This window comes from Methylobacterium durans (assembly GCF_003173715.1).
Classification (GTDB): Bacteria; Pseudomonadota; Alphaproteobacteria; order Rhizobiales; family Beijerinckiaceae; genus Methylobacterium; species Methylobacterium durans.
The window spans coordinates 4,713,893-4,727,796 of sequence record NZ_CP029550.1 but is presented as its reverse complement, the minus strand read 5'-3'; the positions used below and the strand labels follow the sequence as shown (position 1 = coordinate 4,727,796).

Below are 13,904 nucleotides of genomic sequence, written 5' to 3'. Positions count from 1 at the left end.
TCACTCCCGCCTGCTAGAAGCGGAGCGATGGTAAGGCCAAGCTGAAAGATCGCGCGCAATTATATCTTCTGAAGCACTGCGCTGTGTTTCTGCAACCATATTCGAATTCAGTATGCACCCGCCGGAACGGCCACGCTGCCGGTGAGTTGCATGGTCAAGCTTCAGCTTGGCCGTTCACAGGTGCCCATGATCAGCCCAGACCAGAACCAGCGATCCTGCCTGACCGCAGCCCTGCGCGCCCACCTCGGCAATCAGCTTCGAGCCTGCTACGGCACTCTCCTGACGGAGCAGCAGCCGCAGCGGCTTCTCGATCTTATCAAGCAGCTTGAGAGTGCTCTGAGCACTCTGAGGGAACCAACCTCGGCAGCGTTTCGTGATGGCTTGCTGGCGGCGGTTCCGCGCTTGCACACCTATGCCATGTCCCTGACCGGGAACGCCGCGCGAGCCGATGATCTCGTGCAGGAGGCGCTGCTCAAAGCTTGGTCGAACCAGCACAGTTTCGTGCCCGGCTCCAACCTCAACGCGTGGCTGTTCACGATCTTACGCAACCAGTTCTACACGGAGTGCCGCAAGGGCAAGCGCGAGGTGGAGGACGCAGACGGCGCTGCGGCCGAGCGGCTGATCGAGGTGCCGGACCAAGAGGATCGGATCGAGTTGCAAGATGTCTGGAGCAAGGTGGCGAAATTGCCTGCACTCCAGCGCGAGGCTCTGCTCCTCGTCAGCGTCCATGACATGACCTATGAGGCTGCCGCCGAGGTGATCGGATGTCAGGTTGGCACTGTGAAGAGCCGGGTCAGTCGTGGTCGCGCCCTGCTGTCGGACCTGCTCGGCTTCGCGGGTGGCCGCCTGAGTAGGGCTGCGGCCTGATGCGTGTACGCCGCCCTACGCGGATTGTGGCCCTGAGGACGATGGGCGGCATCTGGTGAACACAGCGACGATCGCGCAGAAGACCCTATGCGGCGCGCGGGCGCGGCGGCCTCTTGCGGCCGACGAGGCGCGAATTGCGATAGCGCTTGTCGTGCGTCACCTCGCGCGTGACCCAGGCGGCAGCGTCACAGGCTGGTCCTCCCGCTGGAGTTCCACCTCGGCCAGGATCAGCCCTGCGAGTGCGCCGTCGAACACGTCCACCTCCCACATCAGACCGGCATGCTCGATCCCGTAGCGCCTCTTCTCCAGGCAGCGGTCGGGTGAGATCAGGCTCAGGAGGAAGTCGGCTGTCTCGGGCGAAATCTCCCGCTCGAACTCTGCCCGTGACGAGCCCTGCTTTTTGCCCTTCCATGTGAGAAAGCCGCGCTCACCCGCGCGGCGCACCCGAAGCGTATTTCTGCCATCAGTGTGCAGATAGCCCTGACGGATGTGCACGCCCGCCCGGCAGTGAGTCAGCACCTCAGGGGTAACGAGAAACCTGCGCTCGATCTCAATCTGCACAGGGCATCCGATCCGTTCGAAGCCGCAGCCTGAAGCGTGATGGCTCCTGCTGCGCCTCAGAGCTACGCTCCCGCTCCGCAACGGTCCAGCATCGGCTCATGTACAGCCGGTACTCCCGGTTGAATGCTTGTGGGCGAACTCGCCTGCCGCCGTGCGGTTGGCATGACGTTCGGGATATGGCGTCGCGATGGCAGGGGTGAAGAAGAAGTGGCGCAAAGCACGGCGGCAGGTAGCGGCTCTGCCCTACCGGTTCGACATGCAGGGCGAACTTGAGGTTCTGCTGATCACCTCGCGCGAGACGCGGCGCTGGGTCCTGCCGAAGGGCTGGCCGATGCCCGGCCGCAAGCCACATCGAGCGGCCGAGCGAGAGGCATACGAGGAAGCTGGGCTGAAGGGGCGGATTAGCAAGGCTGTGTTCGGCACCTACGAGTACGACAAGCGCCTCGACAACGGCATGGTGGTGTCCTGCGAGGTTAGTGTGTTCCCACTGCACGTGACGGGGCAGCGCAGCCGCTGGCCCGAGTGGGGTCAGCGGGAGCTATGCTGGTGCACGCCCCACGAGGCGGCAGACCTCGTGCAGGAGGGCGACCTCAAGCTCCTGCTGCACGCCTTCATTCCGGATGAAGTTCCGGCCTTGTCGTGACGGAGTGCAGGCTCTGTGATGGCTGCGCAACCACATCCACCCAGGCAAGGAACTGGTTTGTCATTGGTCAGCGGCGTTCGTCACGAACCTCACTGTGGGCCATCTTCTCGCCCGTGCATCCAATCTGGGTCGCCCGGCGTTGAGCCGTCACGAAGATGGACTTGCACCCCATCATCCGACCCTCCGTTCGTTCGTGCCTCGGCGCGAGCCTGCGGCTCCACAGGAACCCACGAACCCCATGCCCGACGACAGTAGTCGGTCGACCCTGCCGCCACTGGCTGACTGCGTGATCCGCGCCTGATCGTTCGATCCGGCTCGCCCGCGACCGGCCTTGGCGGCTGGTCAGACAAGGTGAGCCATGACCCTCCCAAACACCTTTTCGCGCGCGGCAGCGCCTGTGCGCCGCGACCGCAGCGCCGCTGCCATCCTCATCATGATGGTGCTGGTTTTCGCGCCGGTTCTCGGCATGCACGTCGTTGCCGTGGCCTTTAGCTCTGACGCCGCATCTGTCACGAAGTCCTGGGCCGCCGATGGCGTCGCAACGCTCCTGAGGCTCGGTCACGGCTCACCGGGCTAATGGCGGGATCAGTTCCTGCCGCACCTACGCGGCGACTTCACCCATCGTTTTGGTTGCCTGCGAGCGAACAAAGCAGCGGTCGAAGGCGTCGGGATCGTAGATGCGTCCGTGCATATCGCTGACCTGCACGCCCCGCGCCTGCTCGCTCTCCAAGGATCTGGCACGCTCCAGTGCGGTTTCGGGAGACCGGGCCTGATAGGCGATGTGACCGTCCTGCGTGCTCGCGCTGATGATGAACTGCAACAGCTTCCCTCCGTGGCGATAAAGCCGAGCTTAACGAACAGAAGCGTGGAAGGCGAGGTTGAGCCCGGTAGGGTGAGGATGCGCACCGCGTCCCTCCCCGAACCGCGTCAGGTTCACAGCAGATGCACGACCACGGGCGATGAACGCCACGGGCATGCCCCTTGGAGGCTTCATGAAGAAGTTGGCTCTGTCGGCTGTTGCAGCCGCGTTTGCGGGCTCCCTGCTTGTCGCTCCGGCCGCTGAGGCTCGCCCCGGCTACCGAGGCGGATACGGCTATCACGGCGGCTACGGCTATCGGGGTGGCTACCGCCACTACGGCCACCGTCGCGGCTCCGGTGTAGGTGGTGCACTCGCAGCAGGTGCGGCGCTTGGCATCATCGGCGGCGCTATCGCTGCCAGTCAGGCTCCCCGCTACTACGCTCCGGCTCCGGCCTACGGCTACGATCCCTACTACGGCTACTGACCGCCGTCGTAGTTCGATGCGAAAAGGGGTGCCTTCCGGCACCCCTTTTTCGTTGCTGCTCAGTCTGCCTTGAGCACACACCCAATGATGCGGTTCGGCACTATGCAACCATGCCGAGCGCAACCACGCATCCGATCAGAGTTACGAAAGAAAAACTGAAGCCTAAGCTTGCTTGAAGCAGCGACGGGCCTGACGGGAGCGCATTCCTATACTCAGCATTAGTGCTCATTTATCGTCCCCAGCGTTTGAATTTGGCTTGCAACGCAGGCACAAGCTGAGCGGTTCCATCGGGAGGCGTGCACGATTGCTTGGCTGCTGCGCTTCTCGTCCTCAGCGCAATCACGCGATTGTCTCAAGCAACGGGGTTGGAGCATCCCCAGCCCTGGGATGTTGATAGTCCGCTCGCCCTTAGGTCGGCATCAGCGGGCCGGGGAGCGCCTGCTCTGCCTCTTCCAGAAGGCGCGCCTCGTGCTCGCGCAGCATGACGATGAGCCAGATCAAACCAGCCGCTGCCAGGACCAGTAGGCATACGCCCACGGGGCCGGTCACCGCCTCGATGCGCGAACCGAAGAAGTAAGCGCCACACGCAAACACGGTCGCCCAGACGAGCCCGCCAGTGGCGTTGAACAAGAGGAAGCGTGGCCATGCCATCCGGTTCGCGCCGGCCAGGAGTGCTGCCAACACGCGCAGTACGGCGACGAACCGGCCCAGGAACACGACCTTGCCGCCATGGCGCATGAACAAGTAGCGCCCGAGCTTGATCTTCTCGGGCGTGATGCCGATGCGCGGCCCATGACGGATGAGCGTTCGCTGCCCCACGCTGCGGCCGATCCAGAAGCCGACGCTGTCGCCAATCACCGCCCCTGCCACGGCTGCGGCAATGACCGCGCCTAGGGAGAGATTGCCGGTTGCTCCGGCGTAGAGGGAGGCGCTGACGAGACACGTCTCACCAGGGAGTGGCAGGCCCATGCTCTCCAGGCCGATCACCAGGGCCACGATCCAGAGCCTGAAGTAGCCCCCTAAATGACCGGACACGGGCTCACGCTTGTGGAAGTGTGTGCCTATGACCGATCCTATGGTGAGTTTTAACGATCCGCCCCGCGCCGAGCGCGTCGAGGTGATCACCTCCGTCCAGCGCCGGCGGCACTGGACCACGCAGGAGAAGGTGCGCCTCGTCGAGGAGACGTATCTGCCCGGCCAGTCTGTCTCGCTCGTCGCCCGCCGCCACGGGCTGAACGCCAACCAGCTGTTCACGTGGCGTCGGCTGATGGCGCGCGGCGCCCTCACGGCCGCCGGGGCCGGCGAGGAGGTGGTGCCAGCCTCCGAGCTTCGCGCTGCCCTGCAGCAGATCCGCGAGCTACAGCGGCTCCTGGGCAAGAAGACGCTGGAAACCGAGATCTTGCGCGAGGCGATGGAGCGGGTCGCCGCCCCCAAAAAGTTGCCGCTGCGCATGACCTCGTGGCTGGGGGACGGCCGGTGAGCGCGGTGGCTTCGGCTTTGGGCTTATCGCGCCCGCACCTCGCCTCCTCCCGGCAGACGGCCCCCGCCCGGAAGCCCATAGCGCGACGCGGTCGTCCGCCTGCACCCGACGCCGAGCTGCTCGGCGCGATCCAGGCGCTCATCGCGGATCTGCCGACCTACGGCTATCGGCGCGTCCACGCCCTCTTGCGCCGGCAGGCCGAGCGGGACGGCCGGCCTGCGCCGAACGTGAAGCGCGTCTACCGAGTCATGAAGGCGCACGACCTCCTGCTTCAGCGACACGCGGGCGGAGCCGAGACGCGCCGTCATGAGGGCAAGGTGGCGGTGGCCGTCCGCAACACGCGCTGGTGCTCGGACGGGCTAGAGATCGCGGCGGAGAACGGTGAGAGGGTGCGGGTCGCCTTCGCGCTCGACTGCTGTGACCGGGAGGCGATGAGCTACGTGGCAACCACGGCGGGCATCACGGGCGAGGACGTCCGCGACCTGATGGTGGCGGCCGTCGAGCATCGCTTCGGGCCAGTCAACCAGCTGCCGAGCCTGATCGAGTGGCTGACCGACAACGGCAGCTGCTACTTGGCCCGCGACACGCGCCGCTTCGCTCGCGACCTCGGATTGGTGCCGAAAACGACGCCGCTGGAGAGCCCTCAGAGTAATGGCATGGCCGAGGCGTTCGTGCGGACCTTGAAGCGCGACTACGTGCGCGTCTCGATCCTGCCGGATGCTGAAAGCGTGCTGCGCCAGCTTCCCGTTTGGCTGGCGCACTACAACGACCTTCACCCTCATCGCGCGCTGGGCTACCGCTCGCCGCGCGAGTTCATCGCCCGATCAACCCAGGAGACCGTGTCCGGTCTTTAGGGGGCAACAACAGAGCCCGTGCGTGGCGATCAGCGCGGACAGGTCACCGAGAACGAACTCCAGCATGGACTCAACCGGCTTGCTGCTGCGGATGTTCGGCCAGCCTAAGGGTGGTTGAGCCCAGCCCTGAGGCACCTTCCGAACGCACGTCAGCGTTCACTGCCTCGTATAACTCAACGGTAGCTCTCGCTGCTCCGGCTCATGCGGCGAGCCACATCTCTGCTTGCGTGAGACTGCCCGAAGATCAGCCATGCGATGGCAAAGCCAAGCGCACCTGCGGCGAACAAACCGCCGAGCGTCGCACCGTCCATGTTGCCGAAGGCTTGGCTGCCCTGTCTGTAATAGCGCTGACCCTGATCGGAGGCGCTGTCCCACATGTCTGACGCCTGATCGGCCACTCCACGCACCGCGCTCTGCGCCTGATCGGCGAAGCTCTCACTCCGTTGTTGATCCTGGCCCCTGCCGGATTGCTTGGCTCCTGAAGAGCCTTGCGACGAGGGGTTCTGCGCTTGTGTCTCAGCCATGACCTTCTCCTCAGTTTCGCTGTCCCGGATTTTCGTTGGCGGTGCCGCTTACACCGCCTCCAGCATCAAAGCCGGGGTGTTCCGCGACGGCGCATGAAGTACCAGACCGCCGCTGCAATCAGGGCGGCCAGGATGATCAGCCAGAGCCAGTTCGTTCCGCCAGCCGCGTGTGTGGTGGCTGGTGCAGTAGGCTGAGCGGGGGCAGGTGTGGTTGGTGCTGTGGTCACCTGCGCAAGGGCTTGGCTTGCGATCACGAGCCACAGAAATGCGCTTGCCTGTGCCGTTTTCAGCATTGTTGCCTCCCATGTGGGAGCACGTAACGAACCGCTGGAACAACACGTTCCGCGAGAACTCCTTCCTACGGCAAAGGTTTGACTTGCGGCATCCCAACTCGTCGGTTGCCGCTTCTCCAGGCAGCCGGCGCAAGGTGAACAGAGAGCCGCTTGCCGTGTCACGGCCGGTTCATCTGGGAACGCCCAATCTTCCTGTGTTGGTGCAAACCAATCGCTGCTCAGCGGCACATACCGGCGCAATCGAGCAGATGTGTTCTGCATCCGAAAGGGAGTTCACTATGCGCATCAGTTGCCTTGCACTCAGCGCCCTGCTGGCTACTTCGCTGTCCGGCGCTGCGCTGGCCCAGGCTGGCGCTGCTGGATCTGCGGAAAAGAACCTCAACAATCCGGGTAGCGTGAAGAGCAACACCGAGAAGGGCATGCCCGCGAAGGACGGTGTTGCGACCGGCGCTGCGAAGAGCACGAGCCCGAATACCGCGAAGACGGCTCCCGCTTCCGGCTCGAAATCGGGTGCAACCTCGACCGGTGCACACTGACCGCATCCAGTCTGCCTGAGATGATGAAGGCCGGGCCATCTGCCCGGCCTTTGCCGATCAAACAGGCGATCTGCGGTCGCAGGCTCGTGGCGCGGCCACGGGTCAGTGGCTCGCGCCTGCGGCGGGCCGGAGGCCAAGAAAGGGAAGTGATGAGGGCCGCAACGGAACGTAGCCATTGGCGTTGAAGCTCGACAGTATGGAGTTCCAGGCCCATGACCCTTCTCACCATCCTGCTTGCAGGCAACGTTGCTATCGCTGGCACATTTTCCCTGGTCGCAGCTCTGAACGGACTGACGAGCTTGTGAAAGCCAACTTCCTTCGGCCGCACTTCGTAAGTAGCCGTCCCCTCGCTTTTCTCGCGGCCCGGCTGTCGGCATCGCTGGTCTGCTCTGTGCCCTGGTGGGCGCCTCGCAGCCCCACGCTCTCCGACGCCTTCTCCTCGACCTGCCGCACCGATCTGTCTTCATACCGCCCGGATCTCGATCCTTTCGGGGATCGTCGTCTTGATCATACCGGCCTGACTGGGCTCGTCTTGATCCTACCAGCGTGATGGTCCTCTGCGATCGTGGGCGCGGCCGTTCAGGAGGACGTCGGCAGGACGATTGGCTGAGTGGGCTGGGTCTCAGCCGGGCTGCGTTCCGCGTCCGTTATCGCCTAAGGAGCCACTTCCCTCACGCTTCATCGAGTACGGAGAGTCGCATGGACACGTGAGAGATCTAACGCTTCTCCGATTAGCCGAGAGTAGACGATCGAACCGTAGGGTGCGGGAGAAAAGCTGCTATCTCGGTCAGCGCACCTTCGCGCCCAGAGCCTCTGAGAAGGGCAGCGTCATCAGGTGCCGGTCCTTCGCGTTGGTGATCACGTACTTGAACTGAGAAGGATCAAGCCCCTCTCTCACCAACTCCGCCGCCACCCCTGGGACCGAGTGATAGGCCGCGAGGTAAGCAGCCTCGACGCTATCCAGCTCAAGGCCGATCTCGTCCTGTCGCAGCTTCGAGAGGGCATGCAGGTGGAAGTAGAACAGCGGCATGATGCAACTCGCCTCCGTCCTGCTACCAACTACGAGGACAGCAGGATGGATCAATGCTGACCATCACCGAAGAATACGGATGGCGTGAGAGGCGACAATCTCGCGACCCTCTGCACGGACTTCCGGGCCGAGCATCCTGAGGACGATTACGCGATCGTCTCGAACAGGGTAGCGATGCTTCCCAGCACCATGACCCACATGGCGGCCAGGGGGACCAGCGACCTGATCGGGCTCAACGATGTACTGGCCGTGCCACAGGCACCGGAAGCAACTGGACGTCTCTCCCTCCTGAGCCGTCCCGCTCATCCTTCGCGGCCCGGCTGTCGGCATCGCTGGCTTGCTCTGAGCCCCGGGAGGGGCACCTCGCAGCCCCACGCTCGCCGACCCTTCTCCTCGACCTCCTGCGCCGATCTGTCTTCATACCGCCCGATAATGGCCGGATCTCGATCCTCTCGGAGATCGTCGTTCTGATCGTACCGCCTGACTGTCCTCGCCTGATCGTACCAGTGTGACTGTCTGCCTCGATCGTGCGCCGGATCGGTTCGGGAGAACCGTGGCGGGGACGTTCAGGAGGACGTGGAGAGGACGGTTGGCTGAGGGGGTTGGATCTCGGCCGGGCCGCGTTCCGCGCCCGTTCTCGTCCGGGAGCCGTTTTTCTCACGGCTCATCTAATACGGGAAGCTGCGCGGACACGTGAGAAATCCAACTGGCTTACAGGACATCAAGGTCATGATGGAGGTGAGATCTGGATCTCCTCTCTCCCTCTCCCAACACCAGTCCGATCTGTGTTCGCGCTCTTGCCCTCAACGGAATCTCGGAGAGCCGATGGGGTGCGATTGGCGGCCCGAGGACCATAGGGCCAGCCGAGAGCATCCCATCGTGAGTGGGTAGGCGCTGATGCGCCTACCCCTCAACGATCATCGGGAGCCATGAGAGCAGGGCATCACACCAGCGCCTACGATGGATGGAAACCGATGCCCTGAACAGAGAACGAGGGAACGGCCCACGTCCGAGCACTGTGCCGACTCGTTCGCCGCACCCGGCTGTCAGCACTAGAGGCATCCGATACCCTAACTTCCTCACCTAATTGAGGTTTCTGCCTAAGACACACTCAGGCTGCCCTACAGGATCGATCTTCAAAACCAGCGGTACGCCAACAGCGTACGGTGGGTTCGATTCCCATCCGCTTCCGCCAGGATTGCCGCGCGCCGGGCCGCGGCGCTCACTCCCCGCAGCCGTTCCGCCGCTCCTCGCGGACGATGTCGGCGACCTTCGCCCGGTCGCGGGCGGAGAGCGGCACGTCCCGGATGTCATCGTAGCGGCAATTCGCGTTGCCGAAGGCCCGGATGCCCCGCGCCGTCCGGAAGCAGTAGCCCGCCTCGGCGTAGACGGCATTGCGCTCGCCCCAGAGCTCGTCGCAGGGAAAGGCCGCCTGCGCCTGGCCGGCGAGCGGCAAGGACGCGCACACGAGAGCAGCGCGGACGAGAGCGAGAAGACGCAAGGCAGGGCTCCGGACGGTGCGCCGGGACTGTGTCACATCCGCGCGCGGGCGCCTATGGCCGCGCTTGGGCAGGCGGCGTTCACGGGCCGCGCCTCGTCCTCGGCGTCTCTCCCACGCGATTCCCCCGGACCGATCTCACGAATCGACCCGCAGCCCGGCGGGGCCCGTCTCGACGCGGCCGACGATCGCGGCGAGCGGGTAGCCCGCCGCCCGGATGCGGTCCCGGATCGCCGCGGCGCGCCCCGCCGCGCAGGAGACGAGGAGCCCGCCGGAGGTCTGCGGGTCGGTGAGGAGATGACGCCGCCAATCCGGGAAGGATTCGGGCAGGGCGACATCCGCCCCGAAGGCGGCCCAGTTCCGGTGCGATGCGCCGGTCACGAAGCCGTCCCTGGCGAGCGCCGCAGCATGGGTCAGGAGCGGCACCGCGCCGGCCTCGATCGCCAGCCGCAGCCCGGATGCGCGAGCGATCTCCAGCCCGTGCCCGAGGAGGCCGAAGCCGGTGACGTCCGTCATGGCGTGCACGTCCGCGTCGGTCGCGAGGTCAGGGCCGACCCTGTTGAGGAGCGTCGTTGTCGCCACGAACTCGGCGTAGCCGTCCCCGGGCAGGCCGTCGCGCTTGATCGCCGCGGAGTAGATCCCGACGCCGATGCCCTTCGTCAGGATGAGCGCGTCGCCTGCCCGAGCGTCGCCGTTGCGGCGCACGTGCTCGCGTCGCGCGGTGCCGATTACGGCGAGCCCGTAGATCGGCTCCGGCGTGTCGATCGAGTGGCCGCCCGCGACCGGGATGCCGGCCTCGGCGCAGAGGCCAGCGCCGCCTCTCAGGATCTCGGCCACGGTCTCGGGCGCGATCCTGCCGACCGGCATGCCGAGGATGGCGAGCGCCAGGATCGGACGGCCCCCCATCGCATAGACGTCGGAGATCGCATTCGTTGCGGCGATGCGGCCGAAATCGCGCGGGTCGTCCACCATCGGCGTGAAGAAGTCTGTGGTGGCGATGAGGCAGGTGCCGTCGTCCAGGGCCCAGACGGCAGCATCGTCCGCGGTCTCGTTGCCGACGAGGAGACGCTCGAACGGTCCGGCCGCGGGCTGGCTCGCCAGGAGCCCGCGCAGGATGCCGGGGTCGAGCTTGCAGCCGCAGCCGCCCCCGTGGGCGAGGCTCGTGAGGCGGGGCGTCGGCGTGTCCATGATTCCTCCGCTGGGTCCGTCACTCCCTGCCTAGCAGCGACGGCCGCCCGAGGCGAAAGACCGGTTCCGGGCTTTGCCGCCGGCCCCGCGCCCGCACCGCCTCAATACGCCTCGGTCAGGTAGGCGGCGATGGCCTTGCCGGCCGCCTCGTCGATCGGGGCGTGGTAGACCTTGATCATCTTGGTCACCTCGGATTCCCAGAACGCCCGGCCCTTCTTCGGCGGCTGCATCGCGATGTAATCGACCGAGTGGCAGCTCAGGCAGTTGGTCTGCGCCGCCTCGAAGCCGGTCTCGTGGCCGGAGGGCGCCGGACGCAGCTGCGCCGTCGCCTCCGGGAGGTCGTAGGTCTTCGGGCCGGCCAGGGCCGCACCGGCGGCGAGAACCAGGAAGGCGGCGATCAGGATGCGCGTCATCGTCCCCTCCCCTCAGGCCGCCCGCACGCGGGTGGTCTCGACCACGTTGCGCAGGTACCCGGCCGGGTTCCAGCGCGGCTCCAGGGGCTGCATCGCCCCGTCGTTCCCGGTCGCCCGGACCCGGATCGCGTGAGCGCCGGGCGGCAGGTCGGCCTGCAGCATCCAGGGCCGGAACGCGTAGCGCCCAAGATCCGGCCCGAGCTTCGCCTCGCTCCAGGTGCGGCCGTCGTCGAGGGAGACGGCGACCGCCCGGATGCCCGAGCCGCCGTCGAAGGCGATGCCGCGCAACGGCGTCGGACCCGCCTTCACAGTGGCGCCGTCCGCGAGGTTCGTCAGGAAGGATCGGATCGTGAAACGGTTGATCGGCACGGTGCCGGCGGCCGGCTTGCCGGGCTCGGTGCAGGCGCAGTCGTTGTCCGGGATGCGGTAGGCCGTCTTCATCCAGAAGCCCTCGTAGGGCTTGTCGAGCACGGTGACGCCGTTGAGGTGCTTGACCCAGTAGGTCCCGTAATAGCCCGGCACGACGAGGCGCAGCGGATACCCGTTCAGCCAGGGCAGGTCCTCGCCGTTCATCGACCACGCGAGCATCACCTCGCCGTCGCGGGCGTGATCGAGTTGGAGGGTCTTGGCGAAATCCGGCGTCTCCGGGACGACCGGTCCGTCGAGCCCCTCGAACAGCACCTGCACGGCGCCCGCCTTCACGCCGGCCTTGTCGAGCACGGCTCTCAGCGGCACGCCCGCCCAGCGGGCGCAGCCCATGGCGCCGTTGGCGAGTTGCCCGCCCGCCATGCGCGGCTCGAAGAAGCCGCGGGAATTGCCCGAGCACTGGTTGACCGCGACGATCTCGGCGCCCGGCATCGCCTTGAGCTCGGCGAGCGACAGGGAAACGGGGCGCTCGACCAGGCCCTTTACCTCGAGACGGAACGCGTCCGGATCGATCGCGGTCGGGATGTCGGCGAGGTGATAGCGGACGAAGAAGGCATCGTTCGGCGTGATGGCGCCCTCGTCGAAGACCGAGAAGGGCGTCTCCAGTTGCGGCGGCCGGGCGGTCATCTGCAGGAGCGGGCGCTTGCCCGGATAGGCGACGAGCGGGCGCTCGCCGTTGCCGAAGGGCAGCGTGACGGTCTCCGCCAACACCCGCAGCGGCGCGAGGGCCGGGCCGCTCGCGAGCGCGAATAATCCGGCCCGCCTGATCAGCTCACGCCTGTGCAGCATCCCCGTCCCTCCCGTCTGCGCCCGATCCGGCGGGGTCGATGCCCGCGGGCCGGCCGAATTGTCGTGGACGGGTCAAGACGCGGGAGGGCGGTACCTTATTCTCGCGCGCGGAAAACTTTTCCGCGGAGGTGCCCGGCGGGATCAGCCCAGGCAGGGCCGGTCGGCCATTCCGGCGGCCTGATCCATCGCGAGGCGGAGACGGTCGGGGTCCGGCGCACGCAGTGCCTGCTCGATCGCCGCGGCGACGAGGGCGAAGCGCTGGGCCTCCATCCCGTCGGAGAGAGCGACGTAGCGGCGCCCGCCCGCCTCCCAGCTGACGAGGCGCAAGATCGCGTGTCCGCCCTCGCCCGCGACTACGTCCGCCGCCATGCCCGCTGGCGGGCCCATCCAGAGCGCGAGCCGGCAGCCGTGCGGTCCCTCGTAGCCGGCGAGCTGGCTGCCCGCTCCCGCCGCCGACAGGTAGGTGAGCGTGAAGCCGGCGGCACGGAGGTCCGGCGCCGCCGCCTCCGACCCCGTGGGCGCGCGGCTTCCTCTGACCGGTCGGGCCTCTGCCCAGGCGGTGAAGGCTCGCACGGCCGGGTCGCCCGGCGCGGCGGCCTCCTGCCGCAGCCAGAGCCCTCCGCCGAGGATCACCGCCAGGGCGGCGGCGGCCCAGCCGAGGCGGCCCCCGAGGCCGGAGGCGCGCGCGGCGGGGAGCGGCGCCCGGGCTGCCGACCTGGCGCTGTCCGGCGCGGCCGCCCGCACCGACCGCTTCAGCCGGGACAGGGTCGCGACCTGCGCCGCCACGTCCGGATCCCGCCGGGCCGCCTCGGCGACTCCTCGCCGTGCCCGCGCATCGAGCTCCCCGTCGACATAGGCGTTAAGCGTCTCCCAGCGCATCATTCCTCCCCGGCGGTTTCGTCGAGGCCCGCGATCTGCGCCAGCATCCGGCGCCGGGCCCGGTGCAGCCGGCTCATCACCGTTCCGACCGGGATCCCGAGCGCCTCCGCGGTCTCCCGGTAGCTCAGCCCCTCCACATCGACGCAGGCCACCACGCGGCGGCAGGGCGCGTCGAGGCGCTCAAAGGCTTGGCGGACCGCGATCGCGTCGATCAGGCGGTCGTCGGTCGCGGCCGGCACGGGGCAGGCCTCCACCTGCCCGCTCGGCTCCCGCACGGCGGCCCGGCGGATGCGGTCGATCCAGGCGTGCCGGACCACGCGGAACAGGTAGGCCAGCGCCGCCCGCTCCTCCGTCGGCGCGGCCCGTGCGGAGAGCGCCTGGAGCGCACTCTGCTGCATCAGGTCGCGGGCCGCCTCGGGCTCGCGGGTGAGCTTCAGGGCGTAGCCGAACAGGCGCGGCCAAGCCGCGATCAGGTGCTGGCCGATGGTTCGCATCGGGTGCGCGGACCTCCCGTGGGCGACCCTAGCACGGCGGGCGGGTGACGGCGCGCGTCTGGGGGAAAGTGATTAAATGAAAGGCCCGCCATTGATTCAAAAGGGTTTTTAATTTTCCTGAAAGCGATTGATACGCTGGATGGAAG

General features: G+C 66.8%; 17 protein-coding genes. 6 read left to right on the top strand and 11 right to left on the bottom strand.

Translation table 11 applies throughout. From position 1 onward, the window contains the following. Window positions 1–150 precede the first annotated feature (150 nt). The gene (locus DK389_RS21675; protein WP_109892713.1) at window positions 151–867 is read left to right on the top strand and encodes a NepR family anti-sigma factor; all 717 of its coding nucleotides are present in this window, start codon (window positions 151–153) and stop codon (window positions 865–867) included. A gap of 156 nt (window positions 868–1,023) precedes the next feature. Here DK389_RS21675 and DK389_RS21670 read toward each other — a convergent pair whose 3' ends face one another. Continuing rightward, a complete protein-coding gene (locus tag DK389_RS21670; protein WP_236960235.1) occupies window positions 1,024–1,428 on the bottom strand; it encodes a CYTH domain-containing protein in 405 nt (134 codons plus the stop codon). A gap of 187 nt (window positions 1,429–1,615) precedes the next feature. Between DK389_RS21670 and DK389_RS21665 the strand changes: the two genes are divergently transcribed. After that, window positions 1,616–2,071 (top strand): NUDIX hydrolase, encoded by a 456-nt coding sequence (locus DK389_RS21665; protein ID WP_109892711.1) that lies wholly within the window; start codon window positions 1,616–1,618, stop codon window positions 2,069–2,071. Window positions 2,072–2,429: 358 nt separating this feature from the next. Continuing rightward, window positions 2,430–2,648, top strand: a complete 219-nt coding sequence (locus tag DK389_RS21660; protein ID WP_109892709.1) for a hypothetical protein — start codon at window positions 2,430–2,432, stop codon at window positions 2,646–2,648. Between the two features lie 24 nt (window positions 2,649–2,672). Here DK389_RS21660 and DK389_RS21655 read toward each other — a convergent pair whose 3' ends face one another. Further along, window positions 2,673–2,891, bottom strand: a complete 219-nt coding sequence (locus DK389_RS21655) for a hypothetical protein (protein ID WP_109892707.1) — start codon at window positions 2,889–2,891, stop codon at window positions 2,673–2,675. A gap of 172 nt (window positions 2,892–3,063) precedes the next feature. On the opposite strand from DK389_RS21655, the gene DK389_RS21650 reads away from it, so the two are divergent. After that, complete coding sequence (locus tag DK389_RS21650; protein WP_109896706.1) at window positions 3,064–3,354, top strand: hypothetical protein; 291 nt, start codon at window positions 3,064–3,066, stop codon at window positions 3,352–3,354. A 408-nt stretch (window positions 3,355–3,762) separates the two neighbouring features. Here the strand turns inward: DK389_RS21650 and DK389_RS21645 are convergent, their stop codons facing one another. Beyond that, the gene (locus tag DK389_RS21645) at window positions 3,763–4,350 is read right to left on the bottom strand and encodes a DedA family protein (protein ID WP_418291961.1); all 588 of its coding nucleotides are present in this window, start codon (window positions 4,348–4,350) and stop codon (window positions 3,763–3,765) included. A gap of 79 nt (window positions 4,351–4,429) precedes the next feature. Between DK389_RS21645 and DK389_RS21640 the strand changes: the two genes are divergently transcribed. Further along, window positions 4,430–5,688, top strand: a protein-coding gene (locus DK389_RS21640; protein ID WP_418291960.1) for an IS3 family transposase whose coding sequence is annotated in 2 segments (ribosomal slippage) — window positions 4,430–4,772 and window positions 4,772–5,688 — 1,260 coding nt in all. Because the reading frame shifts where the segments join, the coding sequence is not laid out codon by codon here. A 173-nt stretch (window positions 5,689–5,861) separates the two neighbouring features. On the opposite strand, the gene DK389_RS21635 is transcribed toward DK389_RS21640, so the two are convergent. Continuing rightward, window positions 5,862–6,212 carry a hypothetical protein gene (locus DK389_RS21635; protein ID WP_109892705.1) on the bottom strand — a complete coding sequence of 117 codons (351 nt, stop codon included), beginning with the start codon at window positions 6,210–6,212 and terminating at the stop codon, window positions 5,862–5,864. Window positions 6,213–6,477: 265 nt separating this feature from the next. Here DK389_RS21635 and DK389_RS34445 point away from each other — a divergent pair, with 265 nt between their 5' ends. After that, window positions 6,478–7,041: a hypothetical protein gene (locus DK389_RS34445; protein ID WP_236960231.1), complete on the top strand. Its 564-nt coding sequence runs from the start codon at window positions 6,478–6,480 to the stop codon at window positions 7,039–7,041. A gap of 787 nt (window positions 7,042–7,828) precedes the next feature. Here the strand turns inward: DK389_RS34445 and DK389_RS21625 are convergent. From DK389_RS21625 to DK389_RS21595, 7 genes are all read right to left on the bottom strand, one after another. Next, window positions 7,829–8,071 (bottom strand): DUF6894 family protein, encoded by a 243-nt coding sequence (locus DK389_RS21625; RefSeq protein WP_109892701.1) that lies wholly within the window; start codon window positions 8,069–8,071, stop codon window positions 7,829–7,831. Between the two features lie 1,222 nt (window positions 8,072–9,293). Beyond that, complete coding sequence (locus DK389_RS21620) at window positions 9,294–9,572, bottom strand: YARHG domain-containing protein (protein ID WP_109892699.1); 279 nt, start codon at window positions 9,570–9,572, stop codon at window positions 9,294–9,296. Window positions 9,573–9,707: 135 nt separating this feature from the next. Then, on the bottom strand, window positions 9,708–10,757 hold the full coding sequence (gene selD / locus DK389_RS21615; RefSeq protein ID WP_109892697.1) for a selenide, water dikinase SelD: 1,050 nt from the start codon (window positions 10,755–10,757) through the stop codon (window positions 9,708–9,710). A gap of 101 nt (window positions 10,758–10,858) precedes the next feature. Continuing rightward, window positions 10,859–11,170, bottom strand: coding sequence for a SorB family sulfite dehydrogenase c-type cytochrome subunit (gene sorB / locus DK389_RS21610; RefSeq protein WP_109892695.1), 312 nt, complete (start codon window positions 11,168–11,170; stop codon window positions 10,859–10,861). Window positions 11,171–11,182: 12 nt separating this feature from the next. Beyond that, window positions 11,183–12,385: a SorA family sulfite dehydrogenase catalytic subunit gene (gene sorA / locus DK389_RS21605; RefSeq protein WP_109892693.1), complete on the bottom strand. Its 1,203-nt coding sequence runs from the start codon at window positions 12,383–12,385 to the stop codon at window positions 11,183–11,185. Window positions 12,386–12,526: 141 nt separating this feature from the next. Continuing rightward, window positions 12,527–13,264, bottom strand: a complete 738-nt coding sequence (locus DK389_RS21600) for an anti-sigma factor family protein (RefSeq protein WP_109896702.1) — start codon at window positions 13,262–13,264, stop codon at window positions 12,527–12,529. Further along, window positions 13,264–13,758 carry an RNA polymerase sigma factor gene (locus tag DK389_RS21595; RefSeq protein ID WP_109892691.1) on the bottom strand — a complete coding sequence of 165 codons (495 nt, stop codon included), beginning with the start codon at window positions 13,756–13,758 and terminating at the stop codon, window positions 13,264–13,266. Before DK389_RS21595 ends, DK389_RS21600 begins: the two co-directional genes overlap by 1 nt. Between the last annotated feature and the right edge of the window lie 146 nt (window positions 13,759–13,904).